General features: G+C 54.6%; 15 protein-coding genes and 1 tRNA gene. 10 read left to right on the top strand and 6 right to left on the bottom strand.

Annotated elements, in window-relative coordinates; all coding sequences use genetic code 11:
* Positions 1 to 164: 164 nt before the first annotated feature.
* The 3 genes from Enr10x_RS17605 to Enr10x_RS17595 form a co-directional block, all read right to left on the bottom strand.
* The gene (locus Enr10x_RS17605) at positions 165 to 974 is read right to left on the bottom strand and encodes a hypothetical protein (protein WP_145450837.1); all 810 of its coding nucleotides are present in this window, start codon (positions 972 to 974) and stop codon (positions 165 to 167) included.
* A gap of 189 nt (positions 975 to 1,163) precedes the next feature.
* On the bottom strand, positions 1,164 to 2,630 hold the full coding sequence (gene tig, locus Enr10x_RS17600; RefSeq protein ID WP_145450836.1) for a trigger factor: 1,467 nt from the start codon (positions 2,628 to 2,630) through the stop codon (positions 1,164 to 1,166).
* 198 nt (positions 2,631 to 2,828) lie between these two features.
* A tRNA-Gly gene (locus Enr10x_RS17595) sits at positions 2,829 to 2,900 on the bottom strand.
* A 584-nt stretch (positions 2,901 to 3,484) separates the two neighbouring features.
* Between Enr10x_RS17595 and Enr10x_RS17590 the strand changes: the two genes are divergently transcribed.
* Complete coding sequence (locus Enr10x_RS17590) at positions 3,485 to 3,763, top strand: Flp family type IVb pilin (protein ID WP_145450835.1); 279 nt, start codon at positions 3,485 to 3,487, stop codon at positions 3,761 to 3,763.
* Between the two features lie 139 nt (positions 3,764 to 3,902).
* A complete protein-coding gene (locus Enr10x_RS17585; RefSeq protein WP_145103264.1) occupies positions 3,903 to 4,223 on the top strand; it encodes a branched-chain amino acid aminotransferase in 321 nt (106 codons plus the stop codon).
* Between the two features lie 124 nt (positions 4,224 to 4,347).
* Here the strand turns inward: Enr10x_RS17585 and Enr10x_RS17580 are convergent, their stop codons facing one another.
* The gene (locus Enr10x_RS17580) at positions 4,348 to 5,367 is read right to left on the bottom strand and encodes a Gfo/Idh/MocA family protein (protein WP_145450834.1); all 1,020 of its coding nucleotides are present in this window, start codon (positions 5,365 to 5,367) and stop codon (positions 4,348 to 4,350) included.
* Between the two features lie 362 nt (positions 5,368 to 5,729).
* Here Enr10x_RS17580 and Enr10x_RS17575 point away from each other — a divergent pair, with 362 nt between their 5' ends.
* The gene (locus Enr10x_RS17575; protein ID WP_145450833.1) at positions 5,730 to 6,608 is read left to right on the top strand and encodes a hypothetical protein; all 879 of its coding nucleotides are present in this window, start codon (positions 5,730 to 5,732) and stop codon (positions 6,606 to 6,608) included.
* A gap of 76 nt (positions 6,609 to 6,684) precedes the next feature.
* Here the strand turns inward: Enr10x_RS17575 and ettA are convergent, their stop codons facing one another.
* Complete coding sequence (ettA, locus tag Enr10x_RS17570; RefSeq protein WP_145450832.1) at positions 6,685 to 8,358, bottom strand: energy-dependent translational throttle protein EttA; 1,674 nt, start codon at positions 8,356 to 8,358, stop codon at positions 6,685 to 6,687.
* A gap of 354 nt (positions 8,359 to 8,712) precedes the next feature.
* On the bottom strand, positions 8,713 to 10,857 hold the full coding sequence (locus Enr10x_RS17565; protein ID WP_145450831.1) for a DUF2079 domain-containing protein: 2,145 nt from the start codon (positions 10,855 to 10,857) through the stop codon (positions 8,713 to 8,715).
* Positions 10,858 to 11,068: 211 nt separating this feature from the next.
* On the opposite strand from Enr10x_RS17565, the gene Enr10x_RS17560 reads away from it, so the two are divergent.
* The 7 genes from Enr10x_RS17560 to Enr10x_RS17530 all read left to right on the top strand — a co-directional run bounded on the left by Enr10x_RS17560 (position 11,069) and on the right by Enr10x_RS17530 (position 23,104).
* Positions 11,069 to 11,731, top strand: a complete 663-nt coding sequence (locus Enr10x_RS17560) for a nucleoside 2-deoxyribosyltransferase (protein WP_145110645.1) — start codon at positions 11,069 to 11,071, stop codon at positions 11,729 to 11,731.
* 36 nt (positions 11,732 to 11,767) lie between these two features.
* Positions 11,768 to 13,114 carry an HD domain-containing protein gene (locus Enr10x_RS17555; RefSeq protein ID WP_145110642.1) on the top strand — a complete coding sequence of 449 codons (1,347 nt, stop codon included), beginning with the start codon at positions 11,768 to 11,770 and terminating at the stop codon, positions 13,112 to 13,114.
* Between the two features lie 88 nt (positions 13,115 to 13,202).
* On the top strand, positions 13,203 to 14,447 hold the full coding sequence (locus tag Enr10x_RS17550) for a formylglycine-generating enzyme family protein (RefSeq protein WP_145450830.1): 1,245 nt from the start codon (positions 13,203 to 13,205) through the stop codon (positions 14,445 to 14,447).
* 238 nt (positions 14,448 to 14,685) lie between these two features.
* On the top strand, positions 14,686 to 15,141 hold the full coding sequence (locus tag Enr10x_RS17545; protein ID WP_145110636.1) for a MarR family winged helix-turn-helix transcriptional regulator: 456 nt from the start codon (positions 14,686 to 14,688) through the stop codon (positions 15,139 to 15,141).
* 51 nt (positions 15,142 to 15,192) lie between these two features.
* A complete protein-coding gene (locus Enr10x_RS17540) occupies positions 15,193 to 16,488 on the top strand; it encodes an efflux RND transporter periplasmic adaptor subunit (protein ID WP_232093036.1) in 1,296 nt (431 codons plus the stop codon).
* A 13-nt stretch (positions 16,489 to 16,501) separates the two neighbouring features.
* Positions 16,502 to 20,059, top strand: a complete 3,558-nt coding sequence (locus Enr10x_RS17535; protein WP_145450829.1) for an efflux RND transporter permease subunit — start codon at positions 16,502 to 16,504, stop codon at positions 20,057 to 20,059.
* A 126-nt stretch (positions 20,060 to 20,185) separates the two neighbouring features.
* The gene (locus tag Enr10x_RS17530) at positions 20,186 to 23,104 is read left to right on the top strand and encodes an FG-GAP-like repeat-containing protein (RefSeq protein WP_145110631.1); all 2,919 of its coding nucleotides are present in this window, start codon (positions 20,186 to 20,188) and stop codon (positions 23,102 to 23,104) included.
* Position 23,105 lies beyond the last annotated feature (1 nt).

Raw genomic sequence — 23,105 nt, 5'->3', positions numbered from 1 at the left:
CCCTGTTGCAGACGACTTAAAAACATCCAGTCTTACGAACTCTTCTTAACAGGCGGATTTTTGCTTCATTAATCACTCCCCAATTCAGAAAAACTGAGTTGAACCAACCAGTATGATTCTAACTTGAATTCTGTAAAAGAATTAGGGCAATTTTAAATAATCAGCTAATAGACCGAAATCAGGGTTCCGTCGGCGAGTTTCCGGGCTGGCTGGCTGCTCACGATCTGTTTTCCCCAGCGTCGTTTCACTGCAGGGGACAGAAAAGTGAAGGCATAACAGCCATCCAGCCAGCGGTTTTTGACCCTCTGTTGTTCCAGGTCTGGCAGATCCCAGGTGGTCAGAATCGATTTCCATAAGCGGGCCCGCTGAGAGTAGCGATAATGGATGGGGTCGAAGCCATACCATTCAGGGGCCGGCTCCACGATCTGGATCTGTTGACCCTTTTCCAGTTCCGACAGCCGCTGATTCAACTCGTTGACTTTCCGGACCAGATCGGACAGGGAGGCGGAATTATTCGGAAAGAACAGACGGCGCGTCATTTCGAAACGCAGGTTCGAAAGTTTCGCGAGTGTGGTTTCCGGGAGCAGTGTGATGGTCACGCGGGCATCGAGTGCCTGCAGTTGATCCAGGCAGAGTTTGACCCAGCTGAAAATCGCATCGACCGACTGGCCATAAATCAGATCATTGCCGATATCAGTCAGCAGGGCTAATGGCTGTTCCGTGATGTGTTCCGGTTGAGGTAATGCGTCCCAGAGATCACAGCGGGAGATGCCGGGCAGGGCACGGTGCAGCAGGCGGCTCCAGGTGCCATAGGAGCGTCCATGTCCCAGGGCAGTATAGATGTGGCAGGGATCATCCAGGGCCGGCTGCAGGAGTCGCAGGATGAGTGGGAAGTCTCTGGTCAGGTTACTGGCTCCCAGGAGAATCACCGGGCGCGCGGGCTGCTGGTTTTCAAAGGGAACCGATTCTGTCATGGATGAGGAAATCCCGGCTGTCGTGATGTGTCTCTGCTGCGAATCTGTTTATTCTAACGTGCGCTCTCGATTCAGAAAGAGGAATTTCAAAATGTGCGGTCTCCCGCATTTCCTGTCTGGCAGCGCGTAAAAAACGACACCATCAAACTGATGGTGTCGTGGTAAATTTCAGTACTGAAGCGGCAGAGACTACTCGTCGCCTTCCTCATCATCTTCTTCTTCCTCTTCAGCAGCAGAAGCAGAGAAGCTGGAGCAGACGGAGCGAGCGATCGCAGAGACTTTGTTTTCCTCTGGCTTCTTCATCTCGGTTTCTTTGTATTCTGCTTTTTCCAGAATGACGTCTACGGCTTTCCGTTCACGCAACTGGGCTTCCAGGTTTTCAATCATGCCGGATTTCACCAGGCGAGCCCGCACACGACGGGGGCTTTCGCCCTGCTGCATCGCCATGTAGTAGATTTCCATGTCGATTTCAGCCGGATCTACATGCAGATCCTCGGTGGTGGCAATCTTATCCAGCACGAAGTGCTCTTTGAGGGCCTGGCGGGTTGAGGAAATCGCCTGCTGACGCAGTTCGTTTTCACGGGCCTGGATATCCTGGCGGGAGAATCCGGCCTGCTGCATTTCGAGGATTTCGCGACGCAGTGCGTTTTCGACCTGCTTGGAGACCAGCGATTCCGGCAGATCCCAGTCGGCTGATTCGGTGATCTTTTCCAGTACCTGTGTCCGAGTCGACTGACGCTGCTCGTAAGTCACCTGGCGTTCCAGGATGCTTTTGACTTCTTCGCGGAGTTCTTCTTCTGATTCGGCACCGATGCGTTCCAGCAGCTCGGCGTTGATTTCCGGAGGCTGGATGAACTTGACGGTCTTCACGGTGAAAGTCGCTTTGACTTTTTCGCCACGCATTTCGATCTGTTCGGCTTCTGCAGAAACTTCGAATTCTGTTTCCCGGGTATCGCCGGCTTTCACGTCAGCCATGACTTCGCCGAAGTCTTTGACTTCTGCATCACGCAGGCGGAGGATCGGGCGGAGCGGAACAACCAGCTCGGCAATTTCGCTCAGTGGTTTGCCGTCATGCTCGAACTTGATCGACAGTTCGAGGTAATCTTCTTTCTCGGCAGCCCCTTTGCGTTCTTCCATTTCGCCGTACTGGCCCAGGAAGCGGTTCAGGTACTCTTCGATATCTTTGTCGTTGATTTCCCGGACCGGACGTTCCAGCTGCAGACCTTTGTACTCGGGCAGTTTGAAGTCAGGACGAACTTCCACTTCAAATTCGAAGGTGAATTCGCCGTCTTCGGGGATTTCCAGACTTTCGATGTCAATGGTCGGCTCGTTGATCGGATCGAGATCATTGTCTTCTGCGATCAGTTCGAGGCTTTCCATCAGCACACGCTGTTTGACCTGATCGGTCAGTTCCTGGCGGAAACGCTTTTCGATCAGTTTTTTAGGAACATGACCGACGCGGAAACCGGGAACGGTAGCCTGATCGCCCAGCTCGGAAACAGACTCCGAATAGAAATATTCGATGTCGGAGCGGGGAACAGAAACAGTGACATGTTTTTTACAGGGACCCACCTCTTTAATATCGGCGGTCGCAGACATTTTATACTCGCCTTCGGTAGAGACGGTTTCTTCTGTCGTTGCGAGTTCGTCAGACACGGTCCAATCCTTTTCTTTTACGTTGTGTAGAAAACAGCAATGGGGGCTTTACCAAATCTCTGCACTCAATCTGAGGGTGGCAGTTGCATACTGCGGAGCTGATTCTGCTGGTGATACTACTTAAAGTATGAAAAGCCCCACATTCTTGACGATGGGGGCTATGATTCGATCCCTGAGATTCTGCATGCGAAAAAAAAGAGCGGGTGAAGGGATTTGAACCCTCGACAGCCACGTTGGCAACGTGGTGCTCTACCACTGAGCTACACCCGCGAGCTGGCATATATTGAACTGAGAGTGAAGCTCACTTTCAGAAGCAATACGTGCTTGCTGTGTGTGAAGATTATGTAATCTTATCCGCTGAGGTCAAGGGTACGACAAGAAGTAAATCGTGGATATCAGAGACTTTTTTCATTTTTTCCGTCGAGATCCACTCTGGCCCGCCGGTTTCTGACTGACTCTGTCGATTGATCGGATTCTAGTGGCACTGTTTCCATCCCGGATAAGCATTTTAAATCTCTGTTTCCTTTTCGCCACGTGTTGTTTTCAGGCAACCTGCGACTAACTGCTTTTCTCCTCTGGGTTTAAGAGCCTGCCGATGAACTCCTCTTGAATCGTGTTGTGTTTTTCCCACAGGCGGCCGGAGCTGTTTCAGACAGGCTGCCAGAAAAATGTTTTCTGTTCGACTTTTTTTATCTCCTTATATTACAGTGGTTTGTGATTCTTGTTTTGGGCAGTTTGTAAAAACTTTTTTACGCTCTGGCCCGTTTGGTATTCAGCTTGCTTTACACCCCAGTATCAACTTTGAAACGTTTACTCGATGCAAATCACTTTTCACAACTTTGGAGACCACCACTATGAAAAACATCATCACTCAACTGATCAACGACGAAGCCGGCTTCATTGTCTCTGCCGAACTGGTCCTGATTTCCACCATCGCCGTTCTGGCCATGATCGTGGGCCTGTCTGAAGTCGCTAACAACGTGAACCAGGAACTGGAAGATGTGGGATCCGCTTTCTCCAGCATCAACCAGACTTATAACCTGTGCGAAGTATCCGGCCACAAAGGGGAACTCAGCGGCAGCCGCTTCCATGACTGCCCCGATTTCTGCTCAGGTCAGTGGGACATCTACTAAGCCTTGAGCTCTGAAACAACTCTACCCGAACCCCCTCACTTTCTTTCCGAAGACGACCGCCTGCAGGGACTCACCACCCCTGCCGGCATCCGGTCACCCGAAACATAACCGAATGAATCTCTTACTGGAGTCTGTGAACATGAACACCGTGCTGATCCGTTTCATGAACGAAGAGGCGGGCTTTATTGTCTCTGCCGAGTTAGTACTGATCTCGACGATTGCCGTGCTGGCGATGATCGTGGGACTGTCTGAAGTCGCCCATGGCATCAACCAGGAACTGGAAGATGTGGGCTCGGCTTTCGGCCGTATCAATCAGAGTTTCTATGTCGCTGGAGCACACGGTCACAAGGCCTGCGTTGACGGCAGCAAATTCAGGGATCAGGCGGATTTCTGTGACGGCGAGAACGACATCGTCTGTGATCGCCCGCCGCGGAATGAAGGTCACGGCTACTACTATTAAGCTTGTTTGAAAAAGCGTTTCCCGGACGGGAAGCAGGCATGCATCGAGGCGGAGGTCTCCACCTCAGGCACCCTGATCATCGTAAATGGTCAGGGTGCTTTTTTTGTGCGCGGTGAAACTGATTTTATTTGGGGAAGAAGTCAGCCAGGTTGACTACGGTTTCTGTGCGGGCCGAGTAGTCAAGCGCGTTTAGAACCCGTTGCGTATTGATACCCAGATCGGGCCATTGCTGTTCCAGGCGTCCCGAGCGAATGATCTCGGAGAAATGGTCAATCATGCAGGTTTCCTGCAGGGGATTGGCGGTCTCATGACGCGTCACTTTTCCGTAAGTATCTTTCACATCGTAGTGCGGTTTGGAATTTTCCCAGGGGCGGGTAAAGTCATCGCAGATGAGAGATGCTTTGGTGCCGGCCAGTTCAAACCACTTCCGCATGTTGACATCGAAGCCACAGTCAAACGAGGCGATGCGATTTTTGGTAAACCACATCAGGCCGGAAAAATTGTAGTCGACGTCATTATAAGGTCGTGCCGTTCCAAAGACTTTGATGGGCAACTCGTTGAAGGCCCAGAGCGCGACTCCAATGCAGTACCAGCCCAGATCGCCCAGTGAGCCTCCTCCCAGTTCCCGTTGCAGGCGGAGGTCACCTTCGGGGACGGTGTCCCAGTTGAATGTAAATGCAGAGGTGATCCTGCGGTGTTCGCCGAGGGCATCACTGCGAATCAGTTTGAGCATTTCGTGGGCACGGGGATGATGGTACCACATGACACCATCCATCAACTGGACCTCATTCTCCAGGCAGACCCGGCGCATTTCACGTGCCTGGTTGACATTGAGCGCCAGTGGTTTTTCGCATAATACATGTTTGCCGGCCCGGGCTGCGCGGACGGTCCATTCTCCATGCAGGGAAGGGGGGAGCGGGATATAGACGGCATCAATATCCGGGTCGTGGATCAAGGCATCGTAGCTGGCGACACTGCGCTTGACATGATGTTTTTCAGCCCAGTCGGCAGCTTTAGCTGCATCTCGACTGGCGATGCAGGTCAGTTCTGCATTATCGGCCTGGTGAATGGCAACGCTGATCTTCTCGGCGATTCGAGCTGTACCCAGGATTCCCCAGCGCACAGTCCGGTTTGATTCTTTCATAGTTGGCGGTCCAATGAATCATGAATAAAAGATTTATGAAAAAAAATTTGAAATCTTCAAACCAAATCGTTAATCTTGAGAATGAGCAGCTTATTCTTATTCATTACATTTCTATTGATATATCAATGTCAAAAAAGTTTTGCTCAATATCACAGAGTTTTCAATTTCTGTAAAGTGTTCGTCGTTCAGTTTACCTGTCAGATTTTTTATCGCGCTCAATTCTCATGCTCTATTTTGACGCTCTCTGAAATGGACACGCTTCTAGTGTGCATTTCCTTATAGATATGCCTGCCGGTTCTGGACTGGCATGAAACAGTATTCCGGGTTCATTCGGGCCAGGATCTGGTAGACAGGAGTTGAAAATGGTCAAACGAATACAGTTGCTGGCAATTGTCAGCGCGTTACTGATTGTCAGTGGTGCGTCTGTTCCTTCTGTGCAAGGGACCCCTAAGAAGAGAATTATCACCACATTGTCTCTGGAGAAAGATGCTGCACAGGTTGAGCTGTTTGAGGGGCTTAAAAAACAGAGCCTGTCTGCCCGGGTGTACCCGATCAGCGCTTATAACTCGTCGGTCTTTATCACCAATCAGACCGCAAAGCCTCTGACCGTCAAAGTCCCTCCCGCAGTTTCTTCGGTACACATTCTGGCCCAGGTCGGTGGTCCCGGGCAGGCGCAAGGACTGGGGCAGGGGTTATTGTCGGACCTGCAGGGACTGAATAAGCCGGTCCAAGGAAATTCACAGGCGGTAGGGGGAAATCTGTCGCCGGTCGGGAATAATCAGAATCAGAATTTCCAGGGGCTGTTTACCATTCCACCGGAAAAAACAGTCAAACTCCAACTGCGTTCGGTCTGTCTGGAACATGGGAAACCCTGTCCGACCAGTGCGAAAACCTATGAACTGAGGCCGATCGAATCACAAGTGCAGGACAAAGCGCTCGTACTCCTGCTGCAGAAATTCAATCCCCGCCGGGACGACTGGGAAATGATGCAGGCCATCGCCTGGCACCTGGCCAGTCACATGGACTGGCAGAAACTTGCCAGTAAACGGAAGCAGGAAATTGTGGGCGGTGGGGTGCCCTACTTTACCTCGGAACAACTGGTAGCGGCACGGAAGGTCGTCGAAGTTGCCCGCGTTGAAGTGCATCGTCACGCGGCAGCAGCCCGCCACAAATTTTCTGATAAAGAATCAGAAGCAGATGATAACGCCACCTTGAGCAGAATCCGGATTCAGCGGCGTTAACCGCAGCAGTGATCAAATCGAAACAGGGGCAGTCCACTCAGACTGCCCCTGTTTTATTATGTCATGCATTCATCACTCAGCGTGACAGTGGTTTGTACTGAATCCGATGGGGAGAATCGGCTTCGGCTCCCAGTTCTTCATGCCGCCGGGTTTCGTACATTTTGTAGTTGCCTTCAAAGAAGCGCACTTTGCTGTCACCTTCAAAGGCGATGATATGTGTCGCCAGTCGATCCAGGAACCAGCGGTCGTGGCTGACGACCAGGGCACAGCCACTGAAGTGTTCGAGTCCTTCTTCCAGCGAACGCAGCGTATCGACGTCCAGGTCGTTGGTCGGTTCGTCGAGTAGCAGCAGGTTACCGCCGGACCGCAGCAGCTTGGCCATGTGGACGCGATTACGTTCCCCGCCGGAGAGCTCGCCGACCAGTTTCTGCTGGTCCGGACCTTTAAAGTTGAACCGGCCGACATAGGTCCGGGAATGCACGCTCGATTTACCGACGACCAGATGGTCGTGTCCCTGTGAAATTTCCTCGTAGACGGTTTTCTTCGGATCGAGGGCATCGCGGCTCTGGTCCACATAGGAGAGCTCGACAGTTTCACCCAGCTCCAGCGAACCCGTGTCCGGTTCTTCCAGTCCCATGATCATCTTGAACAGGGTGGTTTTTCCTGCCCCGTTCGGACCAATCACACCGACAATCCCGCCGGGGGGAAGCTCAAAGCTGAAGTTTTCGAACAGCAGCTTGTCGCCGAAACCTTTGGTGAGATTTTCCGCGACGAGCACTTTGCTGCCCAGCGATCGTGAAACGGGAATCTGAATGTCGGAGGCGTCATCCCGTTTTTCGTATTCCTCTGCAGCCAGTTCCTGGTAGCGCTGCACACGGGCTTTGTTTTTCGAAGCCTGCGCTTTGGGAGACATGCGGACCCATTCGAGTTCCCGCTTGAGGAACTTCTGCCGTTTGGATTCCTGTTTTTCTTCGACTTTCAGTCGGGCCTGTTTCTGTTCCAGCCAGGAAGAGTAGTTGCCTTCGAAAGGCAGACCGCGGCCCCGTTCCAGTTCCAGAATCCAGCCGGCGACGTTATCGAGGAAGTACCGGTCGTGGGTAATCGCGACAACGGTTCCCTGGAAGTCGTGCAGGTAACGTTCCAGCCAGCCGACCGATTCAGCATCCAGGTGGTTGGTTGGTTCGTCCAGCAGTAGCAGATCGGGGTTCTGCAGCAGGATTTTACAGAGGGCCACACGCCGCTGTTCGCCCCCGGACAGATTGCCGATGACGGCGTCTCCCGGCGGGACACGCATGGCGTCCATGGCGATTTCCAGCGTGCGGTCCAGTTCCCAGAGGTTGGCGGCGTCGATCTGGTCCTGCAGCGTCGCCTGTTCTTCGATCAGCTTTTCCATCTCTTCTGGAGAGGGATCTTCGGCGAACTTCATGTTGACTTCATTATAACGGTCCAGGATCGCCTGCGATTCCGCAACCGCTTCGGCGATACACGCATCTACAGTCTGATTCTGATCGAGATCCGGTTCCTGTTTGAAGTAGCCGATTTTAATGCCTTTGGCGGGGCGGGCTTCTCCCTGGAAGCTGGTATCTTCCCCCGACATGATCTTCAGCAGTGTACTTTTACCGGCACCATTGGCCCCCAGGACACCAATTTTTGCGCCCGGGAAGAATGAGAGCCAGATGTCTTTTAGAATCTCTTTCTGCTCATAGACTTTGGTGACGCCTTCCAGTTGCATGATGTATTGTTGTGCCATGTCTCCGTCTCTTGCCCTGTGGGACTTCTGCTAACTGTGACCAATGAAAATTCAGAACGCAATTATGAACCTCGGCACCGCTTCCCGCTACGGAAAAACCGGACTACCACACGCGGGATACCATAGCTGGACCGACTTCGCAAGTCACTCGAAACAGGGGCTGACTTGCGAAATATTCAAAAAACGCCGCTCCTGAAGCGGTTTTTTTAGATGGTATGGGAATTCGGGAACGTCGGATGACCTGGAACAGAGCGAAATGCGGCAGCCTGAGGAACGGCTGGATTTCACCCCCGCGGTGGGTTCACAGACCATTATTACGGCTCCCCCGGCGTGGTGAAGCCCCGATTTTCGAATTTATTTCTGAGGTGTGGGAGTGCCCTCATTCGCAGCGGATTTCCCGTCGTGCTTTCGTTTTAAGACAATAAAATACCCGTCGGTCTCATCCGGCAGCAGTTCCCATTGCTCGGGGTGGTCGTGATATTCGGGGATCTGGTCCGGCGTTTTGATCTCGCTGTAGGGATGTTGGGTGTCGATCACGATATAGTCGGTGTCCTCGGGAACCCCGGCTTCGTAATCGTTGACCTTGCGGCGGTAGTTGCTGTAATCGTACGAGCGTTCATGGTGGGTATAGCGGGGATGGACAAAGTCGGTCGAAGCGACTCTGCTGTCGGGGGGGATCAGATTCGCGATTTTTTCGAACTGCCGCGCCCGTTCACCGGGGACGTACAGCCGTCCCCAGTACCAACTGGATCCGGAGTCCCAGAAGACGAGCCCCGCCGGACCCAGGCTGAAAAAGAGGCCCGTGGCCAGGGAGGAACACCACAGGAAATGCGTGGCCCAGGTCTGCGTCTGCGACAGGGATGCGGTCTGTTTTTTCCAGCGGCGGAGCAGGACAGGCACATTGCCGATGCCATAAGCGGCGGCCCAACAGACAATCGGCACGATGGGGGCGTGAAAATGATGTCGCGGATCGTGGGCCAGTTCGTTCAGGCAGAGTAAACCAAAAATCGGCAGCCCCACCATCAGGCGACCGGGAGAAAGCAGGGGGAGCAGCCCCAGGGGGACCAGCAGAGCCAGAGCATAAATGAACGTGTCTGGCTGGATCAGCTCTCCCAGCAGTAATCCTGGATTGAACAGGATATTGCTGACGACTTCGCCCAGTGAATTGCCGAACTTCTGGAAGTAACCCACATAATGGACCTGTGTGCCACTGCGGAACCAGGGGATCAGCACTTTGACGACGAGTGCCAGGTAGACCACCGCGAATACGGAGAGCCCGATTCCCGGCGCAACGGTTTTGAGCAGACCAGGCTGCTTGTCTTGCTGCTGTTGCTTTCGTTCCTGAAAGGCCCGCCAGGCAATCCACAGTCCCAGCGGTCCCAGGATAATCGCGTAGTCTTCCTTCGCTGCCAGGCAGAGCAGCAGCAGGACTGTGGCTGACTTCCAGCGTTTCCGTTCCAGGGCATCCAGAGCGAACAGCATCAGAGGAACGCCGAATGAGATCGGGCGAAATGTTTTGAGATCGATGGCGATGTCCAGAAACTGCAGGGGGAAGTAACAGAGGTAAGCTGCCACCATGGCTTTGCCGGCCGTTTTCGATCCACTGTGTCGCGTCGCCATACGGTACAGCGGAATGGCGCCACTCGCCAGCGCAACGGTTTCACTGAGTTCCAGGAGTAAATGGGAAGGCCAGATGAAATACAGTGGCGAGAGCAACAGGTGAATGAACTGGATGTGCTCTCCCCAGAAAAGTCCCTGGTCCAGGTAGCTGCGGAAGCCTTTCCCATGCAGCACATTCCAGAGATGTTCCTCATACATGGCGGAATCACCGTGCGGGATCAGCAGTCCCTGGTACAGGCGCCAGTTCATTGTGGTGAAGACCAGCGCAAAGACGCCGATCATCAGCCAGGCTGAGACGGGAATTCTGGTCTTCTGGTTTGCCAATAAATCAACGGGTAATTCAGCCGGTGCCGGTTCGATTTCTGGAACGGGAAAGAGCAATGTCACCAGCGTCGCCAGCCAGCCCGCAAGCATCACCGCGAACCAGAAGGGCGAGGTCGCCAACAGGAGTCCCACGCCACTTTCCCAGCCCACCAGGAATAGGGTGATTCTCAACAGTTCCCAGACGCCAGGCAGAAACCACCAGCGAAAACCGAGGCAGCCCCAGTCCGTCAAGGCGGAAGCGAATCCATGTTTTTGAAACCGGGAGAGCAGGAAGCTGCCGCCCAGCCAGGTGAGGGCAGAGGTCAGCAGGAGATATCCCATGAGTGGAAAAAAGGGAATGCTGACGGTCTGCGTTGCGGGATCGAGTGTGCCCGACCAACTGGTGAGTAGCGATTCCCAGAGTGGAACGCTGACATACATGGTGGCCAGATCCTGACTGCTAAAAATCGTCTGCAGTGCGAGAGTCACCGCGCCGGGCCCCAGCAGCACGCATAACACCGCATAGGTGAAACGGCGGCTGTCAAATGCGGGAGAAGATGAGGGGCTTGGGTTCATACTATTGCGCAGGTGGTATGTGATTTCAGTAGATTAAAGATGGTAATTGTACACAGTCGATTGTCGTATCGACAAATTTGGGAGATGCTGGCGGAAATGAATCCGGTTTGGGTGAAAAATAACGGGACGATGCTACAATAATCAGTCAACCCCTTCGATCTCATTATTCTAAATGGTTTTCTTTCAGCAGGGAAGCATAACAGGTTTGACCATGAAACATTCTCACGAACAGATGCGCGTCTATTGCGCGGGGCCTTTGTTTAATCGGACCGAACGGGACGAGATGACAGAGATTGCAGATCTCTTAACCACCGTCGGCTATACCGTCTATCTGCCTCACCGGGATGGCATGGAATTTCGCCTGATCCTGGATGTGCTGGTGGAACGCAACTGGGATGCACCAACGGCGGCGCAGTTTCTGCACGAAGCCATTTTTTCCCTGGATGTGTATCAGCTGGTTGTGGAATGTGAGGCGATGGTCTGGAACCTGAACGGCCGCGTTCCCGATGAAGGGGCCGTTTCCGAAGCCGCGATGGCCTGGATGCTGGGTAAACCACTGATCGCTTATAAAGATGATGTCCGTTCCCTGATTCAGGGGCGCTATAACCCGCTACTGGTGGGCATGGTCGATTTTGAATCGGTCGATGAAATTGAACAGATTCCGCAGGCACTCTCGACAGCGATTCTGAATCATGACCTGCGACCGCCGCTGGAACTGGAAGCATTGCCGGCCAAAGTTCAGAAAGCGGTTCAGGCCGGCCAGGTGCTGTGGAAAGCGATGTGCTCCGAAGGGGCTCAGGAAGACAATGAGATGATCGCGACGGTTGTCGAAGAACTGTTTGCCCCGAATGACCGTTCTTCGCTGCTTGCCTGAACGGCTCACGAAATCGTAAAACGGAATTGACGTTTCATGAACCATCCCTATGTCGAGATCCCCGAGCTCTCTAACCTGCAGTCAGGCAGCGGCCTGGTCCGGATTCCCTATCAACAGGATGTCCCGTTTACTAATCGTGTGCGGGCACTTGTCGATACGCCCGAGTTCCGGCGGCTGTCGCACATCACCCAACTGGGCTTCACGGCGCTCGTATATCCCGGCGCGACGCACACACGTTTTGAACATGCATTAGGTGTCTATCAGAATGCGCTGCAGTATCTCTGGCAGTTGGGAAGAGACGAACGGTTCGCGGCAACCGTTGACGTGCATACCGCGGAAGTGTTGATTGCCGCAGCCTTGCTGCACGACCTGGGGCACTGGCCGTTCTGTCATCTGATTGAAGATATGTCGCTGGACGGCATTCCGCGTCACGAGCAGTTTGCCCGGGAATTTCTTTCGGAAGGACACGAACTTCCCGCCATCCTCAGGGAAGAGTGGGGCATCGAACCTTCCGAGGTGCTGGACATCCTCGTGCCCAGCTCAGACACGCCCCGGATGCGACTGGTGCGTTCGATTCTGTCAGGGCCGATCGACATCGATAAAATGGACTACCTCGATCGCGACAGTCTGCACGCCGGCGTTCCTTATGGACGCAACTTCGATAAAAAACGTCTGATTCAGTCGCTGATGGTCAATGCCGCCGGTGATGGACTGGCCATTGGTTCCAAGGGAAAAACCGCGGCCGAGCTGATGGTGTTTGCCCGCTATGTGATGTTCAGCGAAGTCTACTGGCATCACGCGGTCCGTGCCGCCAGTACGATGTTTGCCCGCGCGTTCTATCATCTCTATCCCCGCCTGGATCTGTCGGATTATTTTCAGCTGACCGAGTCGGATTCGATCTCCGTCCTCCGCCAGGAATCCCGGGGAACGGACTGCGAACGGCTGGTCGAAGGGATCTTCAGCAACAAACGCGTGTTGTATAAACGGGTCGCTGAGTTCAGTTTTTACGAGTCTTCCGAGGTCTTTGAACTGATCGCGCATCGACCGGTCTCTTCACTGGTCAGCTGGAGTGAAAATCTGGCGGAGCGGCTGACGCAACGCTTGAACGAACCGGTCGATTCGACCGACATTCTGATAGATGCGCCGCCTACCCATCGTGAAGTGGAATTCAACGTCGAGATTTACTCACCGCGCGAAGCAAAATATCAACCGCTGCATGTCGTTTCTCCCGTGGTGGATACACTGGCGCGCAAGCAGTTTGACGACTTTGTGAAACGGGTCCGCGTCTTCGCCCATCCCCGGATCGCGGCACAGTGCAAAACGATGGGCGATTTCGAATCGCTGTTGATTGCCGCGGTCCGCGAATCCGACGGAACAGCCTGAAATAGGCTGTTAATCTGTCTCGTAGCTGTTAGAATTTAAGCAGGTCCATCTATCCGTTTCGACTCCGTTCAATACTCTGGTTCTGATTATGCATCTGTATTCGAAAACTGCCGGATTTCAATTATGGGGGTTACTCAGTCTGCTGACACTGCTGTCAACCGGATGTGGCGATGGTGGTGGAAGAGTAGGAGGACCAGGCGCTGGCGGGAAAACGGCTTCCAGTTCTCCAGCTTCTTCCTCCTCTTCCAATATGCAGGCGCCTCAGCTCAAGCCCCGGAAGGTGAAGCCCCAGCCAAAGCAGAAAACACAGCCAGCAGAACTGCAGGGTAATCCGGACGATCACTTTGAAGTGGTCGATTATGTGCACAACTACCAGATTCAGAAACCGGATCCGGGACGCGTCACTGGTGAAGAGTTCGCTGTGATGAAACCCGCCGGACCAGGCCTCAATGCTTCCACGTTTACCGTTGTCAAACCGGAAGCAACAGAGGAAGCAGCCCAGCCCGATGCTGGTTTTAAACTTCCCAAGGGTTTTACTGCCTTGAAAGAATATGGCTATTCTGCAGAAGGACTGCCCCGGCGCATTCGCTGCGACCGTGATTACTCGGAGATGGTACTGGTCTCCGCCGGAGTTTCCATTCAGGGAGCGAAAACCGGCGACAAAAATGCCCAGCCGCAATTTTCGATTTTACAGGACACCTTTTATATTGATGTGCACGAGGTCACGCTCGAGCAATACCGCCGCTGGCGTTCCGAAATGATCGCCGCCAAGGGCAAAATTCCTGAGCCGGCCGGCAACGATCAGGCGAATGCCAGCTACCCGGCAATGGGCATCGCTTATACTGATGCAATCAATTACGCCCGGACGATGGGCAAGCAGTTGCCGCTGGAGACCCAGTGGGAAAAAGCGGCCCGGGGAGAACGCGGATTCGACTATCCCTGGGGCGATGGTCGCCCCTTATGGCACAAGAATCGTCGCCCGGGGCAGATCGATGCAGTCAAAAGTTTTCCCGGGGATCTGAGTCCCTACGGTGCCTATGATATGGCGGGCAATGCCCGGGAATGGTGCGACGACTGGTATTCTCCCACTGCCTATCAGTCGGCTCTGGCTCGATCGGATGCCGGCGTCGTTCGCGGCTGGACCGGTCCCAAGCTCCCCGTTGTGCCCGGCGAACGTGTCGCACGGGGCAGCCGGGATTCCTGGAAGGCCTGGAAACGGGGCGGGGAAAACATGCGGACGCCCAGCGCAGACGTGGGATTTCGGTGTGTTTTGAATCTCTCCTCAGGCGAGAAACAGAAGGACAAAACGACCAGGCCCGCGAACGCATTTTGATTCTTATTTGCAAGGTGTCCAGTCGAAAACCGCTGCAGAAGCGCAATTGCCAACCTGCCTGTCCAGTTTAGCCTCCCCCCGATCCTCCTCAGAACAGGGCCGATTCTCCGTCGAATCGTGTTAAAGCCTTTGCTAACCGCGAATTCAGTATTGCGAGGAGTCATGCCTGAATATTATAACAGGGCTAATAATTAGCCTGGCTAATCAATCAGGGGCGTTCACTCCGAAGGAGAGACTGATGTTGCAATACGATTTTGAAGAGAGCATCGGTTACTGGATTACGATGACATCGCATTCGTATCAGGATGCGTTGAATCAGGAATTGATTCCGTATGGAATTACCTTCCGACAGTTTCAGGTGATTGGCTGGCTGGTGTATGCAGGGCCACTCTCCCAGGTGGAACTGGCTGAGCGGATGATGATTGAACCTCCCACACTGGTCCGGATTCTGGACCGGATGGAACGCGATCAGTGGATCCGGCGCGAAAGCGATCCGGCAGATCGCAGACGCAAAGTCCTGCAGGTCCTGCCGGAAGCAAAGCCGATCTGGTCCAAAATGGTCTCCTGCCTGAAGCGGCTGCGGAAGAAAGCCACGAAAGGTATGACGCCGGAACAGGTGGAAACATTGAAATCGCTGCTGATGCAGGTGCAGCAAAATCTGGGAGTCAAAGTCCCGGAGTTTGAAACGGTCTGAAACAACCATTCAGGATGAAACCGACTACTTGATATGACGTTGAGGGTGTTTATGAGAATTGCAACCGGTTTAGCCGCGACTGCGGCTGTTTTGATATTCAGTTCACAGACAGCGCGTGCTCAACGCGGCCCCGCTGCTGTGTCAGTGGCAGAAATTATCCAGAAGGAAGTTGCCTCGGGGCAGACTTTTGTCGGGACCGTTCACCCGATCAAACGCAGTGTGATCGGTAGTGCCGTCGGCGGACGCGTGGCAGAATTCCCCGTGAATGAAGGGGATTATGTCAAACAGGACCAGCCACTGGCGCAACTGTTGACGAACACAATCAATCTGGAGCTGACTGCTGAAGAAGCGGAGCTGGATTTGCGGCGATATGAGCTGAATGAACTCAAAAATGGTTCGCGACCGGATGAAATCAAACGTGCCAAAGCACTGATGCTGGCGGCCAAAGCGGAGAGTGAATACCAGACGAAACGCCGCAAGCGACTGGAGTCTCTCTATGCCCGCAAAGCGGTCAACGATGATGACATTCAACAGGTCGTTTCCGAATCGATCCGCGCCGATGAAATGTATCAGGAAGCATTGGCAGCCTATAATCTGACAGTGGAGGGCCCCCGGCAAGAGAAAATTGACCAGGCCACCGCCCGCAAAGATATGCAGAAGGCACTCGTTGATACTCTGGCCAGCAAAGTGGTGAAACATACTATTAAGTCTCCCTTCAATGGCTATGTCGTTGCCGAGCACACTGAAGTCGGTCAGTGGGTCAATTCCGGAGAACTCGTTGCCGAAGTCATTGCCCTGGATCAGGTCGATGTAACCGTACAGGTACTGGAAAATCACATTCCTCACGTCCGGCTGGACATGGAGGTCCGGGTGGAAGTCCCGGCGATCCCCGATCAGGTCTTTACCGGCAAGGTGGCGTTAATTGTTCCACAGGCGGATGTCCGCGCCCGGACGTTTCCCGTCAAAGTTCGCATTAAAAATACAATCACCGATGATGGTCCCTTATTGAAATCAGGGATGCTGGCCCGGGCCGTACTGCCGACGGGGGCGAAGCAATCCGCATTGCTGGTTTCCAAAGATGCACTGGTGCTGGGAGGACCGTCTCCCATGATCTATGTGGTGGATCATGGTGAAGGAGATCAGAAGCAGGGCAAAGCCCGCGCGGTGCCGGTCCGGGTGGGAGTTTCAGAGGGCCGGCTGATCCAGGTGATGGGCGATCTGGAACCGGGACAACAGGTTGTGATTCGCGGGAATGAACGCCTGCTACCGGGGCAGGATGTCGTTGTTAAGGAAATCCTGCCTCCTGATGCGGAACCGCAGGCCAAAGCCATTAACACCAATGGTTAGTTGAGGAACCACCATGAATCTGATTACCGCCATTGTCCACAATCCGGTCAAGGTGACCGTCGGCGTGTTGTTAACGGTGCTGTTTGGTCTGGTCGCACTGACGCGGATGCCCATGCAGCTGACTCCCGAAGTGCAGCGGCCCACGATTACCGTTGAAACCCGCTGGCCCGGTGCCAGTCCGCAGGAAGTCGAACGCGAAATCGTGCTCGAACAGGAAGAGCAGCTCAAGAGTGTGGAAGGCATTACCAAGCTGAGCTCGGAAAGTGCTGACTCCAAGGGGACGATTACCCTGGAGTTCCTCGTCGGCACGAACATGGATGAAGCGCTGCTCAAGGTGAACTCGCGCCTGCAGCAGGTGCCGGAATACCCGGAAGACGCCGACCAGCCGATCATCAGCACCGCTAACGCCGCGGACCGTCCGATTGCCTGGTTTATTCTCAGCAGCCGACTCCCCGACAAAGAAAAAATTCTCGCGTTTGGTGAAAAACATCCGGAGTTGAAGGAACGCCTGGAGGTCATCAGCAAGACCCCCAATCCCGGACTGGCCATGTTGCGGCTGCGTCTGCTCTCGGATGAGTACCCGGATGTCCGGGGCGAAATTCTGCCCCAAGAAGATATTGAAGTGACCAAGCTGCGGCGCTTTGCCGAGGATGAGATCGAAGCCCGCTTTGAACGCGTGGCCGGCGTGTCCCAGTCGAATGTGCTTGGTGGACTGGAAGAGGAACTGCAGGTCGTCGTCGATTCCGAGCAACTGGCGGCACGCCAGTTGACGATTGCCGATGTGCGTCGAGTGCTTCGCGGTCAGAACGCTGACACCTCTGCCGGTGATTTCTGGGAAGGAAAACGTCGCTGGGTGGTGCGGACACTGGGGCAGTTTCGGAACATTGAAGAAGTCGAAGACCAGCTGCTGGCCATTCGCGACGGCGCACCTGTCTACGTCAGAGATGTGGCAGAAGTCAGACTGGGATACAAAAAACCGGATGGCCTGGTGCGTCGTTTTGGTGAATCGAGTATCGCGGTGAACTGTATCCGCGAAACCGGTGCCAACGTACTGGAGATCATGAATGGATTGCGGGATGCAGCCCAGGATATCGACGAGACGGTGCTGAAGCCGCGCGGCCTGCAACTGGTACAGGTTTATGATGAAACCGATTACATCTATTCTTCGGTCGACCTGGTCAAGAACAACATCTTTATCGGCGGTGCCCTCACGATGATCGTGTTGATGTCGTTCCTGCACCTGGGGATTCGAACCCTGATCGTGGTGCCGTTCATCATCCTGACCGCGGTTGCTGCTGCCTATATTTCGCCCTGGTTTTTTGCTGTCTGTCTGGCGTTGATCGTCGGTGCCGGCTTCTGGTTTGCCCGCGGAGCCCTGGTGGTGGGGCTGGCGATTCCGACCAGTATCATCGGCACCTTTCTGATTCTGGGGCTGATGGGACGTTCTTTGAACGTGATCAGTCTGGCCGGTCTGGCATTCGCTGTCGGGATGCTTGTGGACAACGCGGTGGTGGTTCTGGAGAACATTTTCCGCAGGTATTCCCTGGGCGAATCACCTTTCCGGGCCGCCATCAAAGGGACCCAGGAAGTCTGGGGCGCGGTTCTGGCTTCTACCCTGACGACGATCGCAGTCTTCCTGCCGGTGGTCTTCATCCAGGAAGAAGCAGGCCAGCTGTTCCAGGACATCGCGCTGGCGATCAGTGCCGCCGTGGGACTGTCGCTGCTGGTCTCGATGACCTTGATCTCAACCGCCTCCGCCCGCCTGTTGCATAAGCGGGAAGGTCAGGATATCGAAGATATGCGGGTGGTTGACAATCCGGAACCGGAAGAACCACAGCATAAAGGGGCCTTGCACAGACTGATCATCGGCCCGATTGAATCGGGGGGCGCCCTGTTTGTGAAGACTGTCGTCGGCATGAATCACTGGATTCAGCAGGGACTGCTGCGACGCCTGGTGGTCACCGCTGTTCTGGTGGGGGCAGCCTTTGGCATCAGCTGGCAGCTCTGGCCGAAAGTCGAATACCTGCCGACCGGAAACCGCAATCTGATTTTCTGTATTCTGCTCCCTCCACCCGGCTATAACCTCAACCAGTTGATGGAACTGGGGGAAACCGTGGAATCCGATCTGCGTCCTTACTGGGACATTGTCGACCCGGGGAGTGATGAAGCGCAAAAACTGGACTATCCGGTGATCGGCGATTTCTTCTTCGTGGCTCGCGGACGCATGGTGTTCATGGGGATTCGCGCCTACGATTCCCAACGCGTAGGCGAACTGATTCCGCTGGTCCAGAGGGCTGGGATGAAGCTGCCCGGCACATTCGCTGTCGCAAAACAGTCGAGCTTGTTTGAACAGGGGCTGACTGGTGGACGAACCGTGGAAGTGGAGATCATTGGCCCCGATCTGAAGAAGCTGGTCGGCATGGGAGGTCAGATTCTGGGGCAAGTGAAAGGGATGATCCCCGATGCCCAGGTGCGTCCTATTCCCAGTCTGGACCTCTCCAGTCCTGAAGTGCATATTGAACCCAAGCTGGTGCAGGCCGCGGATATGGGAGTCAGCAGTGCTGACCTGGGATACATGGTCAATGCCCTGGTCGATGGTGCCTACGCCGGCGATTACTATCTGGGGGGCGATAAAATTGACCTGTCGATTGTCGGGGAATCGCGTCATATTCAGAATACCCAGGACGTTCAGGCCCTTTCAGTCGCCACACCGATTGGGAATCTCGTATCCCTGGATGCTTTGGCAAAAGTAGAAATCACCAGTGGTCCGGAACAGGTGAATCACCGGGAGCGCCAGCGAGCGATTACGATTGAAGTCTCCCCTCCCGAAGCGATGGCACTGGAAGATGCGATGCAGCAGATCCAGGACAAGATCGTGCAGCCCATGCGGGAAAGTGGTCAATTGGCCGGCGGTTATCGAATCATGCTTTCCGGTACTGCGGACAAGCTCCGTGATACCTGGGCGGCGCTGCAGTTCAACGTGCTATTGGCATTGATGATCACTTACCTCCTGATGGCCGCGCTGTTCGAATCGTGGCTGTATCCGTTCGTGATTATTTTCAGTGTGCCTCTGGGAGCCGTAGGCGGAATTCTGGGACTCAGTATTTTGAACCTGTTCATGCTGCAGACCCTGGATGTGCTGACCATGCTGGGCTTCGTGATCCTGATTGGGACGGTGGTGAATAACCCGATTCTGATCATTCACCAGTCGTTGAATCATATCAACGAGGATGGGATGACGCCTCGCGAAGCGATCCTGGAAAGTATCCGCACCCGTATCCGTCCGATTTTCATGACGACCACTACGACTGTGCTCGGTCTGTTGCCACTGGTACTGTTCCCCGGAGCAGGGAGTGAACTGTATCGCGGACTGGGGAGCGTGGTTCTGGGCGGTCTGATTGTCTCCACTCTGTTTACGCTGGTCCTGGTGCCGACGCTGTTCAGCTTAACGATGGATGCGAAGCAGTCGGTTGTCAATCTGTTGCGGCCTGGTGTGGTTAGCCAGTTGAAAGCCAAAGCAGCGACTGCCTCGGATGTCGATTCGCAGGAAAAGGAGAATGTCTCGGTTTAGACAACGTGCCCATGGTGCCTGGTCTGGCTCCCCTTTACAATGGGAGCGTGGCTGGTGAATGCCCTCAATCAGAGAGGCAGTCTACGGTCCCTGTTTATCGTTTCGTCTCAATAAGGCATCTTTGAATTGTTGCGTCTGATTGCAGTCCTCCTGATCCTGGCGACGATCGGTCTGGCGCTCTGGTTTCTCGGAGTGTTCGATCTCGATCCTGCTGCGCAGTTGCAACGGGGCGCGCATGCGTTTCGTGAGCAGAATTACGCCGAGGCAAAGCGGGAACTCCTGCCGGTGCTGGAGTCACCTGCGCATGCGGATGACGCTGCTCTGCTGCTGGCGGAAATCGCGATCAAAGAGGGGGATTTTCAGGCCGCCATCGAGTACTATGATCGGGTGCCCGATGATCGGAGTCGCGATTCCTACCAGGCACGCACGCGTTCCGGTGAGTACTACCTGTTTCAGTTGAAACAGCTGTCACTGGCGCTGGATCAGTTCGAGCGGGCCTATCAGTTTTTTCCCGACGACAGTCTCGTACTCGAACGGCTTTCATTTATTTATGGATTGTCGACGCAGACCTGGAAAGCGGTTCCGATTCGCATCAAATTGCTGCGGGAGAAAAAGATCAATCCCCTGGTGCTGTATCTGCTGGCGATGAGTGACCGTTCACTGGAGAACCCGCAGCTGTTTTCCGAATACGAGCAGGCGGCCCCTGAGGATCCCCTGGTGCAGCTCATGGTAGCCCGGCTGGAGGTGGATGAGCAGGAATATCAAGCCGCCCGGGAACACCTGGTGAAACTGGTCAAAGCGCAGCCGGGATTGAGCCAGGCGCAGGTACTGCTCGGCCAGACGCTGCTCAAGCTGCAGCAATCAGAAGCTTTTGAACAATGGCAGGCCGCGCTGCCGAAGTCCGTTCGCGAACATCCCGAGATCTGGAATGTCGAAGGACAGTGGTATCAGCAGCAGGGAGATACACAGGCAGCGATCGCCTGTTTCATTCAGACGCTCAGACGTGATGCAACGAACCCGACCGCCTGCTATCAGTTGGGTCAGCTTTTAAAACAGGCTGGTGATAAGGAAGCGGCGGAACGCCTGCTCGAATATTCTCGGAAACTGCAGACCTACGAGGGGCTGGTGAAAGTTGTGTACGGCGACAAGGAACTGCCGGCTGCGGAAAAAATGGTTTCGCTGGCACAGGAACTGGGGCTCGTCTGGGAAGCCTATGGCTGGAGCCGCGCCGCCTTACTGCTCGATCCCTTTCTGGAATGGGCCAGGCAGACACGCGATGAACTGAAAGGGGAACTGGCAGAACTGCCTCTCGTCAGAACGGACCCGAAACAAAATCCGGTGCGCGACCTGGCGCTGCCTGAAATACCAACAACCTCAGGGGCGGAAATGGCCAGCCGGGCGACTACAAACGGAACAGTGACAGAATCGACTCAGATCGCCTTTGCGGATGTCACCGCTGATGCGGGGATCGACTTTCAATATTTTAACGGTCATCCCTGGCCTCAGACACAGCATAAAATGTACGAGTTCACCGGCGGCGGAGTGGGTGTGCTCGACCTGAACCACGATGGCTGGCCGGATCTCTACCTGACACAGGGAACACGCTGGCCCGTCGATGAACAGTCGGCCGAATACCTGGATCGTCTGTATCTGAATCGGGGGGACGGCACATTTCAGGATGTGACCGCGCAGGCCGGCATTCGGGAGAACCGCTTCAGCCAGGGAGTTACCATCGGTGATCTGAATCAGGATGGATTTGACGACATCTATATCGGCAATATCGGGCGGAACCGGCTCTACCTGAATAATGGAGACGGGACCTATTCCGAAGTCGAACAGGCACAAGGGGCCGCTGATGCCTGGACCACCAGTTGCCTGATGGCGGATCTGAACGGGGATGCCGCGCCGGAAATTTACGCGGTGAACTATCTGACAGGCAAGGATGTTTTTGATCGGGTCTGTCAGAATGGAGACGGGACTGATCGCTCCTGTATGCCTTTGAACTTTCCCGCGGCACAGGACCAGCTCTATTTGAATTCAAACGATGGAACACTGGAGAACGTCACTGTTGCAGCAGGGATTGAAGTCCCCGCCGGGAAAGGGTTGGGAATCGTGGCTGCCGACTTTACCGGCAGTGGTTATCCAAGCCTGTTTGTTGCCAATGATGCGGTTGCTAACTTCTTTTTCGTCAATCAGGGGACCGAAAAACTGCAATTCGCCGAGCAGGCACTGTTGTCCGGTCTGGCGCTCAATGCCCAGGGACGCACGGAAGCCTGCATGGGCATCGCTGCCGGTGATGCGGACGCGGATGGGCTGCTCGATCTGTTCGTCACTAACTACTATCGGGAAACCAATACCCTCTATCGTCAGATCGGCCCGGGTGAGTTTGTCGATGAAACTCAGACTGCGAATCTGGCTGAGTCCAGCCTGTTCCTGCTGGGATTCGGGACGCAGTTTCTGGACGCGGACCTGGACGGACTGCAGGATCTGGTGATCGTCAACGGGCATGTGGAAGACCTCAGGAAGTCAGAGACGCCCTGGCAGATGCGACCGCAGTTGATGCAAAACCGGGGTAAGGGGAAATTCGAAGAAGTGAAATCTCCCGAACTGGGCAGCTTCTTTCAAAAGACTCGGCTGGGGCGGGGGATGGCCCGATTGGACTGGAACCGGGATGGACGCGAGGAAGTCGCTGTTTCCAGCCTTGATCAGCCTGTGGTCCTGCTCGAAAACCGAACTGGCGACGCAGGGAATCGGCTGGTGATTCGACTGACCGGAACGAAATCGAATCGGGATGCCATCGGGACGACCGTACGTATGAAACAGAACGGACAGACGCTGGTGCGACAGCTGACAGCGGGGGACGGGTACCAGGCGAGTAATCAGCGTACGCTGGTATTCGGCCTGGGAACTGAGCAGCAGGTAACAGAACTGGAAGTCAACTGGCCCTCCGGTCTCACGCAACGCTTCTCAAATCTCGCTGCGAACCAGGAAGTGCATCTGATCGAAGGTCAGCCGGAGTTCTATCGCCTCCGCAGTTTCGAGTAAG

Source organism: Gimesia panareensis, assembly GCF_007748155.1.
Taxonomy (GTDB): Bacteria; Planctomycetota; Planctomycetia; order Planctomycetales; family Planctomycetaceae; genus Gimesia; species Gimesia panareensis.
This window is presented reverse-complemented; position numbering and strand designations above follow the sequence as displayed.

Excerpts from the sequence above, each read along its gene's own strand:
- Enr10x_RS17565 (WP_145450831.1), bottom strand. The coding sequence starts at position 10,857 with ATGAACCCAAGCCCCTCATCTTCTCCCGCATTTGACAGCCGCCGTTTC.
- Enr10x_RS17540 (WP_232093036.1), top strand. The coding sequence starts at position 15,193 with ATGAGAATTGCAACCGGTTTAGCCGCGACTGCGGCTGTTTTGATATTC.
- Enr10x_RS17580 (WP_145450834.1), bottom strand. The coding sequence starts at position 5,367 with ATGAAAGAATCAAACCGGACTGTGCGCTGGGGAATCCTGGGTACAGCT.
- Enr10x_RS17590 (WP_145450835.1), top strand. The coding sequence starts at position 3,485 with ATGAAAAACATCATCACTCAACTGATCAACGACGAAGCCGGCTTCATT.
- Enr10x_RS17605 (WP_145450837.1), bottom strand. The coding sequence starts at position 974 with ATGACAGAATCGGTTCCCTTTGAAAACCAGCAGCCCGCGCGCCCGGTG.
- Enr10x_RS17575 (WP_145450833.1), top strand. The coding sequence starts at position 5,730 with ATGGTCAAACGAATACAGTTGCTGGCAATTGTCAGCGCGTTACTGATT.
- Enr10x_RS17550 (WP_145450830.1), top strand. The coding sequence starts at position 13,203 with ATGCATCTGTATTCGAAAACTGCCGGATTTCAATTATGGGGGTTACTC.
- Enr10x_RS17535 (WP_145450829.1), top strand. The coding sequence starts at position 16,502 with ATGAATCTGATTACCGCCATTGTCCACAATCCGGTCAAGGTGACCGTC.
- Enr10x_RS17560 (WP_145110645.1), top strand. The coding sequence starts at position 11,069 with ATGAAACATTCTCACGAACAGATGCGCGTCTATTGCGCGGGGCCTTTG.
- Enr10x_RS17585 (WP_145103264.1), top strand. The coding sequence starts at position 3,903 with ATGAACACCGTGCTGATCCGTTTCATGAACGAAGAGGCGGGCTTTATT.
- ettA (WP_145450832.1), bottom strand. The coding sequence starts at position 8,358 with ATGGCACAACAATACATCATGCAACTGGAAGGCGTCACCAAAGTCTAT.
- Enr10x_RS17555 (WP_145110642.1), top strand. The coding sequence starts at position 11,768 with ATGAACCATCCCTATGTCGAGATCCCCGAGCTCTCTAACCTGCAGTCA.
- Enr10x_RS17545 (WP_145110636.1), top strand. The coding sequence starts at position 14,686 with ATGTTGCAATACGATTTTGAAGAGAGCATCGGTTACTGGATTACGATG.